This is a genomic window from Streptomyces sp. WAC05374, from assembly GCF_004353505.1.
Lineage (GTDB): Bacteria > Actinomycetota > Actinomycetes > Streptomycetales > Streptomycetaceae > Streptomyces.
The window spans coordinates 54,098-71,439 of sequence record NZ_SMNQ01000024.1; the positions used below are offsets into that span (position 1 = coordinate 54,098).

Annotated in this window: 30 protein-coding genes; 1 reads left to right on the forward strand and 29 read right to left on the reverse strand. The window is 67.3% G+C overall.

The window, feature by feature from the left end; translation table 11 throughout:
• Positions 1-41 precede the first annotated feature (41 nt).
• Complete coding sequence (locus tag E2B92_RS29815; RefSeq protein ID WP_126886738.1) at positions 42-932, forward strand: hypothetical protein; 891 nt, start codon at positions 42-44, stop codon at positions 930-932.
• On the opposite strand, the gene truA is transcribed toward E2B92_RS29815, so the two are convergent.
• The 29 genes from truA to rplD form a co-directional block, all read right to left on the reverse strand.
• Positions 903-1,760, reverse strand: a complete 858-nt coding sequence (truA, locus tag E2B92_RS29820) for a tRNA pseudouridine(38-40) synthase TruA (RefSeq protein ID WP_126886737.1) — start codon at positions 1,758-1,760, stop codon at positions 903-905. The genes E2B92_RS29815 and truA overlap by 30 nt on opposite strands.
• An 89-nt stretch (positions 1,761-1,849) precedes the next feature.
• Entirely contained in the window at positions 1,850-2,347 is a 498-nt protein-coding gene (gene rplQ, locus E2B92_RS29825; RefSeq protein ID WP_126886736.1) for a 50S ribosomal protein L17, read from the reverse strand.
• 80 nt (positions 2,348-2,427) lie between these two features.
• Complete coding sequence (locus tag E2B92_RS29830) at positions 2,428-3,450, reverse strand: DNA-directed RNA polymerase subunit alpha (protein ID WP_003956430.1); 1,023 nt, start codon at positions 3,448-3,450, stop codon at positions 2,428-2,430.
• A 115-nt stretch (positions 3,451-3,565) separates the two neighbouring features.
• Positions 3,566-3,970: a 30S ribosomal protein S11 gene (gene rpsK / locus E2B92_RS29835; protein ID WP_003956432.1), complete on the reverse strand. Its 405-nt coding sequence runs from the start codon at positions 3,968-3,970 to the stop codon at positions 3,566-3,568.
• Between the two features lie 65 nt (positions 3,971-4,035).
• The gene (gene rpsM, locus E2B92_RS29840) at positions 4,036-4,416 is read right to left on the reverse strand and encodes a 30S ribosomal protein S13 (protein ID WP_064069941.1); all 381 of its coding nucleotides are present in this window, start codon (positions 4,414-4,416) and stop codon (positions 4,036-4,038) included.
• Between the two features lie 202 nt (positions 4,417-4,618).
• Entirely contained in the window at positions 4,619-4,732 is a 114-nt protein-coding gene (rpmJ, locus tag E2B92_RS29845; protein ID WP_003956441.1) for a 50S ribosomal protein L36, read from the reverse strand.
• A gap of 57 nt (positions 4,733-4,789) precedes the next feature.
• Complete coding sequence (gene infA, locus E2B92_RS29850) at positions 4,790-5,011, reverse strand: translation initiation factor IF-1 (RefSeq protein ID WP_003956442.1); 222 nt, start codon at positions 5,009-5,011, stop codon at positions 4,790-4,792.
• Between the two features lie 218 nt (positions 5,012-5,229).
• Positions 5,230-6,081, reverse strand: a complete 852-nt coding sequence (gene map, locus E2B92_RS29855) for a type I methionyl aminopeptidase (protein ID WP_126886735.1) — start codon at positions 6,079-6,081, stop codon at positions 5,230-5,232.
• A 178-nt stretch (positions 6,082-6,259) separates the two neighbouring features.
• On the reverse strand, positions 6,260-6,925 hold the full coding sequence (locus tag E2B92_RS29860) for an adenylate kinase (RefSeq protein WP_126886734.1): 666 nt from the start codon (positions 6,923-6,925) through the stop codon (positions 6,260-6,262).
• The gene (secY, locus tag E2B92_RS29865) at positions 6,925-8,244 is read right to left on the reverse strand and encodes a preprotein translocase subunit SecY (protein WP_126886733.1); all 1,320 of its coding nucleotides are present in this window, start codon (positions 8,242-8,244) and stop codon (positions 6,925-6,927) included. The genes E2B92_RS29860 and secY overlap by 1 nt, the downstream gene beginning before the upstream one ends.
• Positions 8,245-8,662: 418 nt before the next feature.
• Positions 8,663-9,118 carry a 50S ribosomal protein L15 gene (gene rplO, locus E2B92_RS29870; protein ID WP_126886732.1) on the reverse strand — a complete coding sequence of 152 codons (456 nt, stop codon included), beginning with the start codon at positions 9,116-9,118 and terminating at the stop codon, positions 8,663-8,665.
• Between the two features lies 1 nt (position 9,119).
• Positions 9,120-9,302, reverse strand: coding sequence for a 50S ribosomal protein L30 (gene rpmD / locus E2B92_RS29875; RefSeq protein WP_041130781.1), 183 nt, complete (start codon positions 9,300-9,302; stop codon positions 9,120-9,122).
• Positions 9,302-9,907, reverse strand: coding sequence for a 30S ribosomal protein S5 (gene rpsE, locus E2B92_RS29880; RefSeq protein WP_030201551.1), 606 nt, complete (start codon positions 9,905-9,907; stop codon positions 9,302-9,304). Before rpsE ends, rpmD begins: the two co-directional genes overlap by 1 nt.
• 37 nt (positions 9,908-9,944) lie before the next feature.
• A complete protein-coding gene (rplR, locus tag E2B92_RS29885) occupies positions 9,945-10,328 on the reverse strand; it encodes a 50S ribosomal protein L18 (RefSeq protein WP_126886731.1) in 384 nt (127 codons plus the stop codon).
• Positions 10,329-10,331: 3 nt separating this feature from the next.
• A complete protein-coding gene (rplF, locus tag E2B92_RS29890) occupies positions 10,332-10,871 on the reverse strand; it encodes a 50S ribosomal protein L6 (RefSeq protein ID WP_126886730.1) in 540 nt (179 codons plus the stop codon).
• Between the two features lie 21 nt (positions 10,872-10,892).
• Positions 10,893-11,291: a 30S ribosomal protein S8 gene (gene rpsH / locus E2B92_RS29895; protein ID WP_073753488.1), complete on the reverse strand. Its 399-nt coding sequence runs from the start codon at positions 11,289-11,291 to the stop codon at positions 10,893-10,895.
• Between the two features lie 208 nt (positions 11,292-11,499).
• Positions 11,500-11,685 (reverse strand): type Z 30S ribosomal protein S14, encoded by a 186-nt coding sequence (locus E2B92_RS29905; protein WP_003956452.1) that lies wholly within the window; start codon positions 11,683-11,685, stop codon positions 11,500-11,502.
• Positions 11,686-11,690: 5 nt separating this feature from the next.
• A complete protein-coding gene (gene rplE / locus E2B92_RS29910; RefSeq protein ID WP_073753487.1) occupies positions 11,691-12,248 on the reverse strand; it encodes a 50S ribosomal protein L5 in 558 nt (185 codons plus the stop codon).
• On the reverse strand, positions 12,248-12,571 hold the full coding sequence (gene rplX, locus E2B92_RS29915) for a 50S ribosomal protein L24 (protein WP_073753485.1): 324 nt from the start codon (positions 12,569-12,571) through the stop codon (positions 12,248-12,250). The genes rplE and rplX overlap by 1 nt, the downstream gene beginning before the upstream one ends.
• A gap of 2 nt (positions 12,572-12,573) precedes the next feature.
• Positions 12,574-12,942 carry a 50S ribosomal protein L14 gene (gene rplN, locus E2B92_RS29920; protein ID WP_003956455.1) on the reverse strand — a complete coding sequence of 123 codons (369 nt, stop codon included), beginning with the start codon at positions 12,940-12,942 and terminating at the stop codon, positions 12,574-12,576.
• A 100-nt stretch (positions 12,943-13,042) separates the two neighbouring features.
• Positions 13,043-13,327 (reverse strand): 30S ribosomal protein S17, encoded by a 285-nt coding sequence (gene rpsQ, locus E2B92_RS29925; protein ID WP_039656223.1) that lies wholly within the window; start codon positions 13,325-13,327, stop codon positions 13,043-13,045.
• Positions 13,327-13,551, reverse strand: a complete 225-nt coding sequence (gene rpmC / locus E2B92_RS29930; RefSeq protein ID WP_031076670.1) for a 50S ribosomal protein L29 — start codon at positions 13,549-13,551, stop codon at positions 13,327-13,329. The genes rpsQ and rpmC overlap by 1 nt, the downstream gene beginning before the upstream one ends.
• Positions 13,551-13,970, reverse strand: a complete 420-nt coding sequence (gene rplP, locus E2B92_RS29935) for a 50S ribosomal protein L16 (RefSeq protein ID WP_126886729.1) — start codon at positions 13,968-13,970, stop codon at positions 13,551-13,553. The genes rpmC and rplP overlap by 1 nt, the downstream gene beginning before the upstream one ends.
• Positions 13,971-13,975: 5 nt before the next feature.
• Positions 13,976-14,803 carry a 30S ribosomal protein S3 gene (gene rpsC, locus E2B92_RS29940; protein ID WP_023587025.1) on the reverse strand — a complete coding sequence of 276 codons (828 nt, stop codon included), beginning with the start codon at positions 14,801-14,803 and terminating at the stop codon, positions 13,976-13,978.
• A complete protein-coding gene (gene rplV / locus E2B92_RS29945; RefSeq protein WP_030685471.1) occupies positions 14,803-15,150 on the reverse strand; it encodes a 50S ribosomal protein L22 in 348 nt (115 codons plus the stop codon). The genes rpsC and rplV overlap by 1 nt, the downstream gene beginning before the upstream one ends.
• A 50-nt stretch (positions 15,151-15,200) precedes the next feature.
• Entirely contained in the window at positions 15,201-15,482 is a 282-nt protein-coding gene (rpsS, locus tag E2B92_RS29950; protein ID WP_126886728.1) for a 30S ribosomal protein S19, read from the reverse strand.
• 12 nt (positions 15,483-15,494) lie between these two features.
• Positions 15,495-16,331, reverse strand: a complete 837-nt coding sequence (gene rplB / locus E2B92_RS29955; RefSeq protein ID WP_018847502.1) for a 50S ribosomal protein L2 — start codon at positions 16,329-16,331, stop codon at positions 15,495-15,497.
• 41 nt (positions 16,332-16,372) lie between these two features.
• Positions 16,373-16,690, reverse strand: a complete 318-nt coding sequence (gene rplW, locus E2B92_RS29960; RefSeq protein ID WP_064069950.1) for a 50S ribosomal protein L23 — start codon at positions 16,688-16,690, stop codon at positions 16,373-16,375.
• Entirely contained in the window at positions 16,690-17,340 is a 651-nt protein-coding gene (rplD, locus tag E2B92_RS29965) for a 50S ribosomal protein L4 (RefSeq protein ID WP_031076661.1), read from the reverse strand. Before rplD ends, rplW begins: the two co-directional genes overlap by 1 nt.
• Positions 17,341-17,342: the final 2 nt, after the last annotated feature.

Genomic DNA, 17,342 nt, shown 5'->3' on the forward strand with positions numbered 1-17,342 from the left:
CGGGGACATGCCCCCGGCCCAACCGGTTTAGGATGCGCGGCATGAGCTATGGGGGACCGCAGTGGCCGCAGCAGCCGCAAGATCCGTACCAGCAGGACCCGTACGGGCAGAGCCGGCCGTACACGGCCGACACCCCGGACTGGAGCGCCCTCGCCGAGGCGTCGGAGAAGCGCACACGCCGTAGGCGCCTGCTGCTCGCCGGCGGCGCCGTGCTCGCCACCGGGCTCGTGGGCACCGTGATCGCGGCGGCCATCGTCTCCACCAACAAGAAGGACGACGACGGCGAGAACATCGCCGGCACCGTCAGCGGGGCCCCCGAACTGCCCACCGACACCGCCAAGCCCCAGCCGTCCTTCTCCTCGGTCGCTCCCCCGCCGCCGCCGAACCCGATGGACTTCATCTCCAGCGCCCAGAAGGACAAGGCCCCGCTCAGCGCGGAGTCCCTCTTCCCCGGCAAGAAGCTCACCGTCGGCGACCGCGTCTACAAGAAGGGCGCGACCGCCTCCACCACGGACTGCGCGGCCGCCGCCGAGGACGGCCTCGGCGCGATCCTCGACCGGCACGGCTGCCGTCGCGTCATCCGCGCCACCTACGAGAGGGACGGCGTCGCCATCACGGTCGGCGTCGCGGTCTTCGACACCAAGGCCGTGGCCCTCCAGGCCAAGGACGACGCCCGGGGCGGCGTCACCCCGCTCGCCGGGTCGGGCGTGGGCGGCTTCTGCCAGGCGCAGACGGTGTGCCTGCGCCGCGCGAACGCCATCGGCCGGTACGCCTACTTCACCCAGGCCGGCTTCACCAGCGGCAAGAAGGTCACCAAGAGCGACGCGGCGGTCTTCCGGACCAGCGACGACCTCGGGACCTTCGCCTTCAACCAGATCTACGCCCGGGGCCGCGCCCAGGCCTCAGCAGCAGCCACCGCGCCCAGCCAGTGAGCGCTTGTTGCGGGCCTCCAGGTTCCTGGCGGCCAGCAGCTCGTCGGCCGGGTAACCGACCTCCTCCAGCGTGAGCCCGTGCGGCCGTACGACATGGACGGCCGAGTCCCGCACGCCCGCCGCCAGCACCTTCCCGGGCCAGTCCACCGGCCGGTGCCCGTCGCCGACGAAAAGCAGGGCCCCCACCAGCGAGCGGACCATGTTGTGGCAGAAGGCGTCCGCCCGGACCGTGGCCTCCAGGACGCCGGAGGGCAGCCGCTCCCACCGCAGCTCCTGGAGCGTGCGGATGGTGGTCGCCCCGTCCCGCTTCTTGCAGTACGCGGCGAAGTCGTGCTCGCCCACCAGCCGCTCGGCGGCGGCGTTCATGGCGTCGACGTCCAGCGGCCAGTCGTGCCACAGGATGTGCCCGCGCAGCAGCGGGTCGACGCCGCCGGGGGTGTCGGTGACGCGGTAGGCGTAGCGGCGCCAGATCGCCGAGAACCGCGCGTTGAAGCCGGCCGGCGCCTCCTCGACCCTCCAGATCCGCACGTCGTGCGCGAGGCGCCCGGCCAGCCGCCGCAGCAGCTTGTCGCGGTGCTCGGCCCAGACGGCCTCGGGCAGGTCGACGTGGGCCACCTGGCCACGCGCGTGCACCCCCGCGTCCGTGCGGCCCGCGACGGTCAGCTCGTACGTCTCGGACGACCGCGTCACCGTGCGCAGGGCGTCCTCGATGTCGCCCTGCACGGTCCGCTGCCCGCCGGCCTGCTTGGCCCAGCCGTGGAAGTCCCTGCCGTCGTACGACAGGTCCAGCCGTACCCGTACGAAGCCGGGCTCCACCTCATCGCTCACGCGACAGATCCTCTCAAAGCAGTGCAATGCGGAACGGGCCCGCCCCCGTGAGGGAGCGGACCCGTCCGTCAGCCTTGTCGGCAGACGCGTCAGGCGTCCTTCGACTCCTCGGCCGGAGCCTCGGCGGCGTCCTCGGCCTTGGTGTCCTCGGCGGCCTTGGCCTCGTCGGACTCCTTCACCGCGCGCTTGGTCGCGGCCTCGGCCTCGGCGACGGTCGCCTTCTTGGCGATCTCACCCTCGACCAGCTCGATCACGGCCATCGGGGCGTTGTCGCCACGACGGTTGCCGATCTTGGTGATGCGGGTGTAGCCACCCGGGCGCTCGGCGTAGCGCGGAGCGATCTCGGTGAAGAGCGTGTGGACGATGCCCTTGTCCGTGATCGTCTGCAGCACCAGGCGACGGTTGTGGATGTCGCCCTTCTTCGCCTTGGTGATCAGGCGCTCGGCGACCGGACGCAGGCGGCGGGCCTTGGCCTCGGTCGTGGTGATGCGGCCGTGCTCGAAGAGCGACTTCGCGAGGTTCGCGAGGAGCAGCTTCTCGTGCGCGGCGCTGCCGCCCAGACGGGCACCCTTGGCGGGCTTCGGCATGGTGTTTCTCCTTGTGATCTGCCCCGGCCGTATCAGGTACCGGGGTCAGGGCCCCGCAGGCGGTCGCCCGCGGGCAGCAATCAGTACTGCTCGGTCTCGACGAAGCCGGCGTCGGCGTCGTCGTCCGCGCCGAAGGCGTCGGCGGCGGCGGTCGGGTCGAACCCGGGCGGGCTGTCCTTCAGGGCCAGGCCCATGCCGGCCAGCTTCGCCTTGACCTCGTCGATCGACTTCGCACCGAAGTTGCGGATGTCGAGCAGGTCGGCCTCGGAACGCGCCACGAGCTCACCCACGGAGTGGATGCCCTCGCGCTTGAGGCAGTTGTACGAACGAACGGTGAGCTCGAGCTCCTCGATCGGCAGCGCCAGGTCGGCGGCCAGGGCGGCGTCCGTCGGGGACGGGCCCATGTCGATGCCCTCGGCGTCGATGTTGAGCTCGCGGGCCAGACCGAACAGCTCGACCAGGGTCTTGCCGGCCGACGCCATGGCGTCACGCGGGCGCATGGCCTGCTTGGTCTCGACGTCGACGATCAGCTTGTCGAAGTCGGTGCGCTGCTCGACACGGGTCGCCTCGACCTTGTAGGTGACCTTGAGGACCGGCGAGTAGATCGAGTCGACCGGGATGCGGCCGATCTCCTGGCCGACCTGCTTGTTCTGCACGGCGGAGACGTAGCCGCGACCGCGCTCGACGGTCAGCTCCATCTCCAGCTTGCCCTTGCCGTTCAGCGTGGCGAGCACCAGGTCGGGGTTGTGCACCTCGACACCGGCCGGCGGGGCGATGTCCGCGGCGGTGACCAGGCCGGGGCCCTGCTTGCGCAGGTACATCACGACCGGCTCGTCGTGCTCGGAGGAGACGACGAGCTGCTTGATGTTGAGGATGAGGTCGGTGACGTCCTCCTTGACGCCCGGCACGGTGGTGAACTCGTGCAGGACACCGTCGATGCGGATGGACGTGACGGCCGCACCCGGGATCGAGGAGAGGAGCGTACGGCGGAGCGAGTTGCCGAGCGTGTAGCCGAAGCCCGGCTCCAGCGGCTCGATGACGAACCGCGAGCGGTACTCGTCGACAACCTCTTCGGTCAGCGAGGGACGCTGAGCGATCAGCATGGTGTGTTTCCTTCAGTCGTGGACGCCCGCTATTTGACGTCCTCTGGTACTGCAAGGGTACGGGCGGCACGCCCCCGAAGAGCCGTACCGCCCGAAGCCTCAGGTCAAGCGAGCGTCAGACGCGACGGCGCTTGGGGGGACGGCAGCCGTTGTGCGGCGTGGGGGTGACGTCCTGGATCGAGCCGACCTCGAGGCCGGTGGCCTGGAGGGAGCGGATCGCGGTCTCACGGCCGGAGCCCGGACCCTTGACGAAGACGTCGACCTTGCGCATGCCGTGCTCCTGCGCGCGGCGGGCGGCCGACTCGGCGGCCATCTGCGCGGCGAAGGGGGTGGACTTGCGCGAGCCCTTGAAGCCGACGTGGCCGGCGGAGGCCCAGGAGATCACGTTGCCCGAGGGGTCGGTGATCGAGACGATGGTGTTGTTGAACGTGCTCTTGATGTGGGCGTGCCCGTGAGCGACGTTCTTCTTTTCCTTGCGGCGCACCTTCTTGGCAGCGCCCTGACGACCCTTGGGGGGCATGTCTTAACTCCTACGGGAGGTGGTCGGTCCTACAGCGAAGACCGTGGACAGTCGTCCGCTGCGGACTACTTCTTGCCCGGCTTCTTCTTGCCGGCGATGGCGCGACGCGGGCCCTTGCGGGTACGAGCGTTCGTGCTGGTGCGCTGGCCGTGGACCGGCAGACCGCGACGGTGGCGCAGACCCTGGTAGCAGCCGATCTCGACCTTGCGGCGGATGTCGGCCTGGATCTCGCGACGGAGGTCACCCTCGGTCTTGAGGTTGGCGTCCACGTACTCGCGGATCTTGACCAGGTCCTCTTCGGACAGGTCACGAACGCGGGTGTTCGGGTTCACACCGGTGGAGGCGAGGGTCTCCTTCGCCAGGGTGCGGCCGATACCGAAGACGTAGGTGAGTGCGACCTCCACACGCTTGTCGCGCGGGATGTCAACACCGGAAACGCGTGCCATTCAATGGCTCCTGTGTGTTCGGGGGTCTACCGCAGTGCCGCTCCGTGGCCGCCGACCCCTTCCGGTCGGAAGGAGTGGTACGTCCAGGTCCCCGGCCCCCGCCGGAGGTGTCGTCAGCCCTGTCAGGGCTTGGACGGGCACTGCGTATGTACGAAATTGCTCGCGTCGCGCGAAGAACTGCTCAGGTGCAGGTCGGCGTGCGTCAGCCCTGGCGCTGCTTGTGGCGCAGGTTGTCGCAGATGACCATGACCCGGCCGTGACGGCGGATCACCTTGCACTTGTCGCAGATCTTCTTGACGCTCGGCTTGACCTTCATGGGATGTGAGGTTCTCCGGGTCAGTGCCACCGCCCCGCGGAAGGGGCGCGACAAGATCTACTTGTATCGGTAGACGATCCGCCCACGCGTCAGGTCGTACGGAGACAGCTCCACGACGACCCGGTCGTCCGGGAGGATACGGATGTAGTGCATCCGCATCTTGCCGGAGATGTGCGCGAGGACCTTGTGACCGTTCTGGAGCTCCACCTTGAACATGGCGTTCGGCAGGGACTCGATCACGGTGCCCTCAATTTCGATGGCACCTTGCTTCTTGGCCACGCTTCGCCCTTCGAATCGGCTACCTTGATCGACTCTCGTCGCCGTATGCGGACACACGGGTACACGAGAGCCGACGCATCAGTCTACGTCAGGCCCCTGGAAAAGACGAATCCGGAGAGCTTGCCCATCGCCGTAGATCGTTACCCCACCCCGGCCGCCCGGCCCGCGCCGGCGCCCCTCGGGGCCGGCCGGGCCCGCGGGCGTCAGGCCGGCGGGCGTCAGGCCAGCGGGTCGGGGGCGGCCGTGACACCGAGCTCGGCGAGCTTCGCCCTGCCCCCGTCCGGGGCCGTGAGGACCAGCGGGCCCTGCTCCGTGAGGGCCACCGAGTGCTCCCAGTGGGAGGACCAGGTGCCGTCCGTCGTGATGACGGTCCAGTCGTCCTCCAGGACCTCCGTGCGCGGCGTGCCGAGCGACACCATGGGCTCGATCGCCAGGCAGAAGCCGGGCACCAGCTTCGGGCCCTTGCCGCGCTTGCGGGAGACGTAGTTCAGCAGGTGCGGGTCCATGTGCATCTCGGTCCCGATGCCGTGGCCGCCGTAGTCCTCGATGATCCCGAACTTGCCCAGGCTGTGCTCGCCGGTGGACGGACGCGGCTGGCGGCGGATGTAGGTCTCGATCGCCCGGGAGATGTCCACCAGGCGGTTGCCGTTCCGCATCGCGGCGATGCCGTGCCACATCGACTCCTCGGTCACCCGGGAGAGCTCGATCAGCTCCGGTGCGTGACCCGAGCCCACGAAGGCCGTGTAGGCCGCGTCGCCGTGCCAGCCGTCGACGATCGCGCCGCAGTCGATGGAGATGATGTCGCCGTCCTTGAGGACGACGTCGTCGCTGGGGATGCCGTGGACGACGACCTCGTTCACGGACGTGCAGATCGTCGCGGGGAACCCGCCATACCCCAGGAAGTTCGACTTCGCCCCGTGATCGGCGATCACCTTGCGTGCGACCTCGTCCAGGTCCTTGGTCGTCGCCCCGGGCACGGCCGCCTCACGCGTCGCCGCGTGGATGGCGGCGACGACGAGCCCCGCCTCGCGCATCTTCGCGATCTGCTCGGGAGTCTTGAGCTGCACCATGACGGCTGACGCCTTTCCAGAGGGATGGAACCCGTGTTCCAGGAGTACGGAGTAACCCCCACCACGATACGGCCGTCGTGACCCCGTCACGTCCCGGACGGCCGCCGGGAACGGCTTCGGCCGCGGTGCCCACCCGGGGCACCGCGGCCGAAGCTCGAGAATCCGGCGGTCGCGGAGGTTACGCGGCCTGCTCGCCGCGGCCCTTGAGGGCCTCCATCGCCCGCTCGGTCACCTCGTCCACCTTGCCGAGCGCGGTGATGGTGACCACCAGGCCCTGGGCCCGGTAGTAGTCGATGATCGGCTCGGTCTGGGTGTGGTAGACCTCCAGCCGCTTGCGGACGGTCCCCTCGGAGTCGTCGTCGCGCTGGTACAGCTCACCACCGCAGACGTCGCAGACGCCCTCGGCCTTCGGCGGCGCGTACGACACGTGGAAGACGTGCGCGCTGTCGTTGCGGCAGATGCGGCGCCCCGCGATCCGCTTGACGACCTCGTCCTCCTCGACCTCCAGGTCGAGGACGGCGTCCAGCTTCATGCCCTCGGCGTCCAGCATGGTGTCGAGCGCCTCGGCCTGGGCCACGTTGCGCGGGAAGCCGTCCAGCAGGAAGCCGTTCACGGCGTCCGGCTGCTCCATGCGGTCCTTGGCCATCCCGATGGTGACCTCGTCGGGTACGAGGTTGCCGGCGTCCATGTACGCCTTGGCCTGCTTGCCCAGCTCCGTGCCCTGACTGATGTTGGCGCGGAACAGGTCGCCCGTGGAGATGTGCGGAATCGACAGGTTCTTGGCGAGGAACGCGGCCTGCGTTCCCTTGCCGGCACCGGGCGGTCCGACGAGGACGATTCGCATCAGCGGAGGAACCCTTCGTAATTGCGCTGCTGGAGCTGGCTCTCGATCTGCTTCACGGTCTCCAGCCCCACACCCACGATGATGAGGATGCTCGTCCCGCCGAACGGGAAGTTGGCATTGGCGCCACCGAAGCCTGCCAACGCCATCGTCGGCACAAGAGCGATCAGACCCAGATACAGCGAGCCCGGCCAGGTGATCCGGTTGAGCACGTAGCTCAGGTACTCGGCAGTAGGTCGACCAGCCCGGATACCCGGGATGAAGCCACCATACTTCTTCATGTTGTCCGCGACTTCCTCGGGGTTGAACGAGATCGCCACGTAGAAGAAGGCGAAGAACACGATCAACAGGAAGTAGACGGTGATGTAGTAGGGGTGGTCACCCTTCACGAAGTGGGCTTCGATCCAGGTCTTCCACCCGGAGGTGGAGTTCGAGAACTGGGCGATCAGGGCCGGGATGTAGAGCAGCGACGAGGCGAAGATGACAGGAATCACACCTGCCTGGTTCACCTTGAGCGGGATGTAAGTGGACGTACCGCCGTACGACCTGCGGCCGATCATGCGCTTCGCGTACTGGACCGGGATGCGGCGCTGGGCCTGCTCGACGAAGACCACCAGGGCGACCATCACGAAGCCGATGAGGATGACGGTGCCGAACTCGATCCAGCCCTGAGCGAGCTTGCCGCTCACCTTGATGGCCCACAGGGCGCCGGGGAAGCCGGCGGCGATCGAGATGAACATCAGGATCGACATGCCGTTGCCGATGCCGCGGTCGGTGACGAGCTCACCGAGCCACATCACGACGGCGGTGCCCGCGGTCATGGTGACGACCATCAGGATGGTGACGAAGATCGACCGGTCCGGGACGACCTGGCCGGCCACCGTGCAGCCGCTGAAGAGGGCGCCGGTGCGGGCCGTCGCCACCAGGCCGGTGCCCTGGAGGATCGCGAGGGCGATCGTCAGGTAACGGGTGTACTGCGTGATCTTGGCGGTACCGGCCTGACCCTCCTTCTTGAGGGCCTCGAGGCGCGGGATGACCACGGTCAGCAGTTGCAGGATGATGCTCGCCGTGATGTACGGCATGATGCCGAGCGCGAAGATGGTGATCTGCAGAAGCGCCCCGCCGCTGAACAGGTTCACCAGGCCGAGCAGGCTGTTGCCGCCCTTGCTGGCCTCGTCCACGCACTGCTGGACGGACTGGTAGTCGACACCGGGGACCGGGATGTGGGCCCCGAGCCGGTAGATCACGATGATGCCCAGCGTGAAGAGCAGCTTCTTGCGCAGGTCGGGCGTCTTGAACGCCCGGGCGAACGCGGTGAGCACGGTGCCTCCTGCGACCCCCGCGTTACGCGCGTGAGGGTGACGGTTTGGTAAGTGAGTAGATACAAACACGGCAGCCTTACGCCACGGGGGCAGACTGCCGGGACACTAACAGCGGCTACCATACCCGGCTGCCACGCCCGCGTGAAACGTCACTCAGGCACGTCAACTGCGGGTAACCCGAATCATCCCCGGGCGCCCGGTCGCCACGGTCCCCCACCAGGACAACGGCCGAGCGACACGTTTGGCGCCCGACGGGGGCCGGCCACGGTGAAGATGTCCGAAAGTCGATGTGAACAGGCGTGAACCGGCGTGGAGCCGCCTCCCCGGTACCGCCATGAAAAGAGCCTGGCCGACGCCCACGAGGGGCGCCGGCCAGGCTCTTTGCCGTCGGTGTGCGACGGGTCCGTCAGGACGAGGCTCAGACGAGCTCGGTGACGGTGCCGCCCGCGGCGGTGATCTTCTCCTTGGCGGAGCCGGAGACGGCGTCGACCGTCACCTGCAGCGCCACGGAGATCTCGCCCTGGCCCAGGACCTTGACGAGGCTGTTCTTGCGCACGGCACCCTTGTCGACCAGGTCGGCAACGGTGACCTCGCCACCCTGCGGGTACAGGGCCGCGAGCTTGTCCAGGTTCACGACCTGGTACTCGGTGCGGAACGGGTTCTTGAAGCCCTTCAGCTTCGGGAGGCGCATGTGGAGGGGCATCTGCCCACCCTCGAAGCGCTCCGGAACCTGGTAACGGGCCTTGGTGCCCTTGGTACCACGACCGGCCGTCTTACCCTTCGACGCCTCACCACGACCCACACGGGTCTTGGCGGTCTTGGCGCCCGGGGCGGGACGGAGGTTGTGGACCTTCAGCGGGTTCTGCTCCGCCATGTCAGTCGACCTCCTCGACCGTCACGAGGTGGCGGACGGTGTGCACCATGCCGCGGAACTCGGGGCGGTCCTCCTTGACGACCACGTCACCCAGGCGCTTGAGGCCCAGGGAACGCAGAGTGTCGCGGTGGTTCTGCTTGCTGCCGATGTACGACTTCGTCTGCGTGACCTTGAGGCGAGCCATTACGCACCCGCCCCCGCACGCGCACGGAGAAGAGCCGCGGGGGCGACGTCCTCGAGGGGCAGACCACGGCGAGCCGCGATCTCCTCGGGACGCTGCAGGCCCTTGAGGGCCTCCACGGTCGCGTGCACGATGTTGATCGCGTTGTCGGAGCCGAGCGACTTCGACAGGATGTCGTGAACGCCGGCGCACTCGAGCACGGCACGCACCGGGCCACCGGCGATAACACCGGTACCGGGGGAAGCCGGCTTGAGCAGGACGACGCCCGCGGCCTTCTCACCCTGGATCGGGTGCGGGATGGTGCCCTGGATACGGGGAACCTTGAAGAAGTGCTTCTTGGCCTCCTCCACACCCTTGGCGATGGCGGCCGGCACCTCCTTGGCCTTGCCGTAACCGACACCCACGGTGCCGTCACCGTCGCCCACCACGACCAGCGCGGTGAAGCTGAAGCGACGACCACCCTTCACAACCTTGGCGACGCGGTTGATCGCGACAACGCGCTCAACGTACGCGGTCTTCTCGGCGGCAGCAGCGCCGCCGTCACGGCCCTTCCGGTCCCGCCGCTCGCCGCCACCGGCACCGCTTCCGCGGCGCTGGGGTCCAGCCATTGGACTTTCCCTTCCTAGTCTTCCTTGCGGAACCGGCTCAGAACTTCAGGCCGGCTTCACGGGCGGCGTCCGCCAGGGCGGCAATGCGCCCGGCGTACTGGTTGCCGCCACGGTCGAACACGACAGCCTCGACGCCGGCGGCCTTGGCACGCTCGGCCACGAGCTGGCCGACCTGCTTCGCCTTCGCCGACTTGTCGCCTTCGCCGCCGCGGATGGACGCGTCCAGGGTGGACGCCGACGCCAGGGTGTGACCCTTGAGGTCGTCGATGACCTGAGCGGTGATGCCGCGGTTGGACCGGGTCACGACGAGGCGCGGACGCTCCGCCGTACCCGCGATCTTCTTGCGGATGCGGATGTGGCGACGCTTCAGAGCAGCGCCCTTGTAGGCCTTGCCCTTGGCAATCTTCACGCCGTATGCCATGGCTTACTTACCAGCCTTTCCGACCTTGCGGCGGATGACCTCACCCGCGTACTTCACGCCCTTGGCCTTGTACGGGTCGGGCTTGCGAAGCTTGCGGATGTTCGCGGCGACCTCGCCGACCTTCTGCTTGTCGATGCCCTCGACCGAGAACTTGGTCGGCGACTCGACCTTGAAGGAGATGCCCTCAGGGGCCTCCACCAGGATCGGGTGGCTGTAGCCGAGCTGGAACTCCAGGCTGGAGCCCTTCGCGGCCACGCGGTAACCGACACCGCTGATCTCGAGCGCCTTCGTGTACCCCTGGGTCACACCGGTGATCATGTTGGCCACCAGCGTGCGGGACAGGCCGTGCAGGGCCTTGTTCTGACGCTCGTCGTTCGGGCGGGTGACGTTCAGAACGCCGTCCTCGCCCTTGACGATCTCGATCGGCGCGGCGACGGTGTGGCTCAGGGTGCCCTTGGAACCCTTCACCGTGACCGTGCGGCCCTCGATGGTGACGTCCACGCCGGCGGGAACCGTGATGGGGAGCTTGCCGATACGCGACATTGGCTTTTCCTCCGTTCCCGACTACCAGACGTAGGCGAGGACTTCCCCACCCACGCCCTTCTTCTGCGCCTGCTGGCCGGTCAGGAGGCCGTGGGACGTGGAGATGATCGCCACGCCCAGACCGCCGAGGACCTTCGGCAGGTTGGTGGACTTCGCGTAAACCCGCAGACCGGGCTTCGAGATCCGCTTGATGCCCGCGATGGAGCGCTCACGGTTCGGACCGAACTTCAGCTCGAGGACGAGGTTCTTGCCAACCTCGGCGTCCTCGACACGCCAGCCCGTGATGAAGCCCTCCTGCTGGAGGATTTCCGCGATGTGAGACTTGATCTTGCTGTGCGGCATCGTCACGGTGTCGTGGTACGCCGAGTTCGCGTTCCGCAGACGCGTAAGCATGTCTGCGATCGGATCAGTCATGGTCATGAATTGGCCTTCGGCCTCTCTCGCCGGGGTTTCCTGTATGCGCCATCCCTCTCCCCGCTCATGGGCGGGACGGGTGCGGTGCGGGGACCTACGGCGTAGTAAGTCGTACGGGCGGCAGGCGCCCAACCCCACAAGCCTACGACATGTGGAGAAGGGCTCCTGCCGACCAGATGCTTACCGAGAGACTCCGGTCATCCCAAGTACGGGATTACCAGGAGCTCTTGGTCACGCCCGGCAGCTCGCCACGGTGAGCCATCTCACGGAGGCACACGCGGCACAGGCCGAACTTGCGGTAGACGGAGTGCGGACGACCGCAGCGCTGGCAGCGGGTGTACGCGCGCACGCCGAACTTGGGCTTGCGGGCAGCCTTCGCGATGAGAGCCTTCTTCGCCATCTCGCTTACGCCTCCTTGAACGGGAAGCCGAGGTGACGGAGGAGCGCACGGCCCTCTTCGTCGTTGGTCGCCGTGGTCACCACGGTGATGTCCATACCCCGGACACGGTCGATCTTGTCCTGGTCGATCTCGTGGAACATGACCTGCTCCGTGAGACCGAAGGTGTAGTTGCCACGGCCGTCGAACTGCTTGGGGGACAGGCCGCGGAAGTCGCGGATGCGCGGGAGCGCCAGCGACAGGGTGCGGTCCAGGAACTCCCACATGCGGTCGCCACGGAGCGTGACGTGGGCACCGATCGGCTGGCCCTCACGCAGCTTGAACTGCGCGATGGACTTGCGGGCCTTGGTGACGGCCGGCTTCTGACCGGTGATCGTGGTGAGGTCCTTGATGGCACCCTCGATCAGCTTGGAGTCGCGGGCGGCGTCGCCCACACCCATGTTGACCACGATCTTCACGAGGCCGGGAACCTGCATGACGTTCTCGTACGAGAACTCCTCACGCAGCTTGCCCGCGATCTCCTCGCGGTACTTCGTCTTGAGACGCGGAGTGGTGGTGGTAGCCATCAGATGTCCTCACCCGTCCGCTTGGCAACGCGGATCTTGTTGCCCTCGTCGTCGAAGCGGTAACCGACGCGGGTCACGACCTTCTTGCCGTCCTTCTCCACGACGAGCTGAACGTTGCTCACGTGGATCGGGGCCTCGGTGGTGACGATGCCACCGGTCTGCGAACCGCGAGCGGTCTGACCGGCCTTGGTGTGCTTCTTGACCCGGTTGACACCCTCGACCAGGACGCGGTCCTCGCGGGGGAAGGCCGCGATGACCTTGCCCTGCTTGCCCTTGTCCTTGCCGGTGATGACCTGAACCAGGTCGCCCTTCTTGATCTTCATGCTTACAGCACCTCCGGCGCGAGCGAGATGATCTTCATGAACTTCTTCTCGCGCAGCTCACGGCCGACGGGGCCGAAGATACGGGTGCCGCGAGGGTCGCCGTCGTTCTTCAGAATGACGGCGGCGTTCTCGTCGAAGCGGATGTACGAGCCGTCCTGGCGGCGGCGCTCCTTGACGGTGCGAACGATGACCGCCTTGACGACGTCACCCTTCTTCACGTTGCCACCGGGGATCGCGTCCTTGACGGTGGCGACGATGACGTCACCGATGCCCGCGTAGCGGCGACCGGAGCCACCGAGCACACGGATGCAAAGGATTTCCTTCGCACCAGTGTTGTCGGCGACACGCAGTCGCGACTCCTGCTGGATCACGTCTATCTCCTGATTGTCTGCCGGTTCCCGGCGCCCGTGGGCGAACCCACGGGACGCCGAGCCTGGCGGAACGAACCTGAAGGGTTACCCCTTCAAGTGATTACTTGGCCTTCTCGAGGATCTCGACGACGCGCCAGCGCTTGGTCGCGGACAGCGGCCGGGTCTCCATGAGGAGGACGCGGTCGCCGACACCCGCGGCGTTCTGCTCGTCGTGCGCCTTGAGCTTGTTCGTACGGCGGATGACCTTGCCGTACAGCGCGTGCTTGACACGGTCCTCGACGGCGACGACGACGGTCTTGTCCATCTTGTCGCTGACGACCAGACCCTCACGGGTCTTGCGGAAACCGCGCGCTTCCTTGTTCTCAGTCACGTTGCTCTCGCTCATCAGGCGCTCTCCACCGTCTCGATGCCCAGCTCGCGCTCGCGCATCAGGGTGTAGATCCGGGCGATGTCCTTACGGACGGACTTGAGCCGACCGTGGTTCTCGAGCTGCCCGGTCGCCGCCTGGAAGCGGAGGTTGAACAGCTCTTCCTTGGCCTCGCGGAGCTTGGCGACAAGCTCCTCGTTGCCCAGCTCGCGCAGCTCGGACGCCTTGGTACCGGCCGACATCACAGCTCACCTGCCTCGCGCTTAACGATCTTGCACTTCATCGGCAGCTTGTGGGCGGCACGAGTCAGAGCCTCACGCGCGATCTTCTCGTTCGGGTAGGACAGCTCGAACATCACCCGACCGGGCTTGACGTTCGCGATCCACCACTCCGGAGAACCCTTACCGGAACCCATGCGGGTCTCGGCAGGCTTCTTCGTCAGCGGACGGTCCGGGTAGATGTTGATCCAGACCTTGCCGCCACGCTTGATGTGGCGGGTCATCGCGATACGCGCGGCCTCGATCTGGCGGTTGGTCACGTAGGCCGGAGTGAGGGCCTGAATGCCGTACTCGCCGAACGCAACCTGCGTGCCACCCTTGGCCATGCCGTTGCGCTTCGGGTGGTGCTGCTTGCGGTGCTTGACCCTACGGGGGATCAGCATGTCGGTCAGGCCTCCGTTCCGGTGCTCTCAGCCGGAGCAGCGGCAGCGGCCTCGGCCTTGGGGGCCTCGGCAGCGGCGTTCTGCTGCGGCTTGCGACCGCGACCGCCACGCTCGCCACCACGGCCACCACGGGCCGGGCGGTCAGCGCCACCACGGGCCGGGCGGTTGCCGGCGCGGGCAGCGGCGTTCTCGGCGCGGACCTCGGCGATGTTCTTGACGTCGCCCTTGTAGATCCAGACCTTCACGCCGATGCGGCCGAAGGTGGTCTTGGCCTCGAAGAAGCCGTACTCGACGTTCGCGCGGAGCGTGTGCAGCGGCACACGGCCCTCGCGGTAGAACTCCGAGCGGGACATCTCGGCGCCGCCGAGACGGCCACCACACTGGATCTTGATGCCCTTGGCGCCCGCCTTCATGGCCGACTGCATGCTCTTGCGCATGGCGCGGCGGAAGGAGACGCGAGAGGAAAGCTGCTCGGCCACGGCCTGGGCCACGAGCTGAGCGTCGACCTCGGGGTTCTTGACCTCGAGGATGTTGAGCTGGACCTGCTTGCCCGTGAGCTTCTCGAGGTCACCGCGGATGCGGTCGGCCTCGGCGCCACGGCGGCCGATGACGATGCCCGGACGCGCGGTGTGGATGTCCACGCGGACACGGTCACGGGTGCGCTCGATCTCCACCTTCGAGATGCCGGCGCGCTCCATGCCGGACGTCATCATCCGACGGATGGCGACGTCTTCCTTGACGTAGTCCTTGTACAGCTTGTCGGCGTACCAGCGCGACTTGAAGTCGGTGGTGATGCCGAGCCGGAACCCGTGCGGGTTTACCTTCTGGCCCATTACCGGGTTCCTTCCTTGCTGCTGACGACCACGGTGATGTGGCTGGTCCGCTTGCGGATCCGGTAGGCACGGCCCTGGGCACGCGGACGGAACCGCTTCAGGGTCGGGCCCTCGTCGACGTACGCCTCGCTGATGTACAGCGAAGAGGCGTCCGTGTGGTCGTAGTTGTGCGCGGCGTTGGCAATGGCGCTGTCCAGCACCTTGCCCACCGGCACGCTCGCGGCCTGCGGGGCGAAACGCAGGACCGCCTGAGCCTCCGTGGCGTCCATGCCACGGATGAGGTCCACCACGCGGCGGGCCTTCATGGGCGTGACGCGGATGTACCGCGCCTGGGCCCTGGCTTCCATGGTTGTCCCTTCAGTGTCTGACACGTTCGTCATGGTCTTTCACCCCGCTACTAGCGGCGCTTCGACTTCCGGTCTTCCTTGACGTGACCCCGGAAGGTGCGCGTCGGCGAGAACTCGCCGAGCTTGTGGCCGACCATCGACTCGGTGACGAACACCGGGATGTGGGTCTTGCCGTTGTGCACCGCGATCGTGTGGCCGAGCATGGCCGGGACGATCATCGAGCGACGGGACCAGGTCTTGATGACGTTCTTGGTGCCTGCTTCGTTCTGGGCGTCCACCTTCTTGCTCAGGTGGTCGTCGACGAAGGGCCCCTTCTTGAGACTGCGCGGCATCTAAACCCGCTCCTAGCGCTTCTTGTTCGTCTTGCGGCGGCGGACGATGTACTTGTTGCTCGCCTTCTTGGGAGAACGAGTACGACCCTCCTTCTGACCCCAGGGGGAGACCGGGTGGCGACCACCGGAGGTCTTGCCCTCACCACCACCGTGCGGGTGGTCAACCGGGTTCATGGCGACACCACGAACGGTCGGGCGAACGCCCAGCCAGCGCTTGCGGCCGGCCTTGCCCCAGTTGATGTTCGACTGCTCGGCGTTGCCGACCTCGCCGATGGTGGCGCGGCAGCGGACGTCGACCAGGCGGATCTCACCGGACGGCATGCGCAGGTGGGCCATCTGGCCCTCCTTCGCGAGCAGCTGCACGGAGGCACCCGCGGAGCGGGCGAACTTGGCGCCACCGCCGGGACGGAGCTCGATCGCGTGGATCGTGGTACCGACCGGGATGTTGCGCAGCGCCAGGTTGTTGCCGGGCTTGATGTCGGCGCCGGGGCCGTTCTCGACCCGGTCGCCCTGGTTCAGGCCACGCGGGGCGATGATGTAGCGCTTCTCGCCGTCCACGTAGTGGAGGAGCGCGATGCGCGCGGTGCGGTTGGGGTCGTACTCGATGTGAGCGACCTTGGCCGGCACGCCGTCCTTGTCGTGACGACGGAAGTCGATCACGCGGTAGGCGCGCTTGTGGCCACCGCCCTGGTGACGGACGGTCACACGACCGGTGTTGTTACGGCCGCCCTTGCTGTGCAGGGGGCGGACCAGCGACTTCTCCGGCGTGGACCGCGTGATCTCGACAAAGTCGGCGACGCTGGAGCCACGACGGCCCGGAGTCGTCGGCTTGTACTTGCGGATACCCATTTCTCAGTCCTCGTCCGATATTCGGACGATCCAGACCGCCGTTAGGCGGTCGGACCGCCGAAGATGTCGATACGGTTGCCCTCAGCAAGGGTCACGATGGCGCGCTTGGTGTTCGCGCGCTTACCGAAACCGGTGCGGGTGCGCTTGCGCTTGCCCTGACGGTTGATCGTGTTCACCGACGTGACCTTGACCGAGAAGACCGCCTCGACGGCCTGCTTGATCTGGGTCTTGTTCGCGGTGGGGGCCACGATGAACGTGTACTTGTTCTCGTCGAGCAGCGCGTAGCTCTTCTCGGAGACAACCGGCTTGACGAGAACGTCACGCGGGTCGGAGAAGGTCTTGCTGGTGATCTCGGCCATCAGGCCTCGCTCCCCTCGTTGTCAGCGGCCTTGGGGCCAGACACGAAGGACTCGAAGGCGGCCTTGGTGAAGACCACGTCGTCGGAGACGAGCACGTCGTACGTGTTGAGCTGGCCCGGCTCCAGGATGTGCACCTGGGGCAGGTTGCGGGCGGACAGCCACGCGGCCTCGTCGGAGCGCTCGGCGACCAGGAGCAGGTTCTTGCGCTCCGAGATCTTGCCGAACAGCGTCTTGGCGGCCTTGGTGGACACCGCGCCCTCGACCACGCCGGAGACGACGTGGATGCGGGAGTGACGCGCCCGGTCCGAGAGGGCACCGCGCAGGGCGGCGGCCTTCATCTTCTTCGGGGTGCGCTGCGAGTAGTCACGCGGCACGGGGCCGTGGACGACGCCACCGCCGGCGAACTGCGGCGCACGGGTCGAACCCTGACGGGCGCGGCCGGTGCCCTTCTGGCGGTACGGCTTCTTGCCGCCACCGCGGACTTCGCCACGGGTCTTGGTCTTGTGCGTGCCCTGACGGGCAGCGGCGAGCTGGGCGACGACGACCTGGTGGATCAGCGGAACGCTGGTCTTCGCGTCGAAGATCTCCGCGGGGAGCTCGACGGTCCCGGCCTTGTCGCCTGCCGGCGAAAGGATGTCAATGGTGCTCATCG

Excerpts from the sequence above, each read along its gene's own strand:
- E2B92_RS29815 (WP_126886738.1), top strand. The coding sequence starts at position 42 with ATGAGCTATGGGGGACCGCAGTGGCCGCAGCAGCCGCAAGATCCGTAC.
- rplQ (WP_126886736.1), bottom strand. The coding sequence starts at position 2,347 with ATGCCGAAGCCCGCCAAGGGTGCCCGTCTGGGCGGCAGCGCCGCGCAC.
- E2B92_RS29830 (WP_003956430.1), bottom strand. The coding sequence starts at position 3,450 with ATGCTGATCGCTCAGCGTCCCTCGCTGACCGAAGAGGTTGTCGACGAG.
- rpsK (WP_003956432.1), bottom strand. The coding sequence starts at position 3,970 with ATGCCCCCCAAGGGTCGTCAGGGCGCTGCCAAGAAGGTGCGCCGCAAG.
- rpsM (WP_064069941.1), bottom strand. The coding sequence starts at position 4,416 with ATGGCACGCGTTTCCGGTGTTGACATCCCGCGCGACAAGCGTGTGGAG.
- rpmJ (WP_003956441.1), bottom strand. The coding sequence starts at position 4,732 with ATGAAGGTCAAGCCGAGCGTCAAGAAGATCTGCGACAAGTGCAAGGTG.
- map (WP_126886735.1), bottom strand. The coding sequence starts at position 6,081 with ATGGTGCAGCTCAAGACTCCCGAGCAGATCGCGAAGATGCGCGAGGCG.
- E2B92_RS29860 (WP_126886734.1), bottom strand. The coding sequence starts at position 6,925 with ATGCGAATCGTCCTCGTCGGACCGCCCGGTGCCGGCAAGGGAACGCAG.
- rplO (WP_126886732.1), bottom strand. The coding sequence starts at position 9,118 with ATGGCGGAGCAGAACCCGCTGAAGGTCCACAACCTCCGTCCCGCCCCG.
- rpmD (WP_041130781.1), bottom strand. The coding sequence starts at position 9,302 with ATGGCTCGCCTCAAGGTCACGCAGACGAAGTCGTACATCGGCAGCAAG.
- rpsE (WP_030201551.1), bottom strand. The coding sequence starts at position 9,907 with ATGGCTGGACCCCAGCGCCGCGGAAGCGGTGCCGGTGGCGGCGAGCGG.
- rplR (WP_126886731.1), bottom strand. The coding sequence starts at position 10,328 with ATGGCATACGGCGTGAAGATTGCCAAGGGCAAGGCCTACAAGGGCGCT.
- rplF (WP_126886730.1), bottom strand. The coding sequence starts at position 10,871 with ATGTCGCGTATCGGCAAGCTCCCCATCACGGTTCCCGCCGGCGTGGAC.
- rpsH (WP_073753488.1), bottom strand. The coding sequence starts at position 11,291 with ATGACCATGACTGATCCGATCGCAGACATGCTTACGCGTCTGCGGAAC.
- E2B92_RS29905 (WP_003956452.1), bottom strand. The coding sequence starts at position 11,685 with ATGGCGAAGAAGGCTCTCATCGCGAAGGCTGCCCGCAAGCCCAAGTTC.
- rplE (WP_073753487.1), bottom strand. The coding sequence starts at position 12,248 with ATGGCTACCACCACCACTCCGCGTCTCAAGACGAAGTACCGCGAGGAG.
- rplX (WP_073753485.1), bottom strand. The coding sequence starts at position 12,571 with ATGAAGATCAAGAAGGGCGACCTGGTTCAGGTCATCACCGGCAAGGAC.
- rpsQ (WP_039656223.1), bottom strand. The coding sequence starts at position 13,327 with ATGAGCGAGAGCAACGTGACTGAGAACAAGGAAGCGCGCGGTTTCCGC.
- rpmC (WP_031076670.1), bottom strand. The coding sequence starts at position 13,551 with ATGTCGGCCGGTACCAAGGCGTCCGAGCTGCGCGAGCTGGGCAACGAG.
- rplP (WP_126886729.1), bottom strand. The coding sequence starts at position 13,970 with ATGCTGATCCCCCGTAGGGTCAAGCACCGCAAGCAGCACCACCCGAAG.
- rpsC (WP_023587025.1), bottom strand. The coding sequence starts at position 14,803 with ATGGGCCAGAAGGTAAACCCGCACGGGTTCCGGCTCGGCATCACCACC.
- rplV (WP_030685471.1), bottom strand. The coding sequence starts at position 15,150 with ATGGAAGCCAGGGCCCAGGCGCGGTACATCCGCGTCACGCCCATGAAG.
- rpsS (WP_126886728.1), bottom strand. The coding sequence starts at position 15,482 with ATGCCGCGCAGTCTCAAGAAGGGGCCCTTCGTCGACGACCACCTGAGC.
- rplB (WP_018847502.1), bottom strand. The coding sequence starts at position 16,331 with ATGGGTATCCGCAAGTACAAGCCGACGACTCCGGGCCGTCGTGGCTCC.
- rplW (WP_064069950.1), bottom strand. The coding sequence starts at position 16,690 with ATGGCCGAGATCACCAGCAAGACCTTCTCCGACCCGCGTGACGTTCTC.
- rplD (WP_031076661.1), bottom strand. The coding sequence starts at position 17,340 with ATGAGCACCATTGACATCCTTTCGCCGGCAGGCGACAAGGCCGGGACC.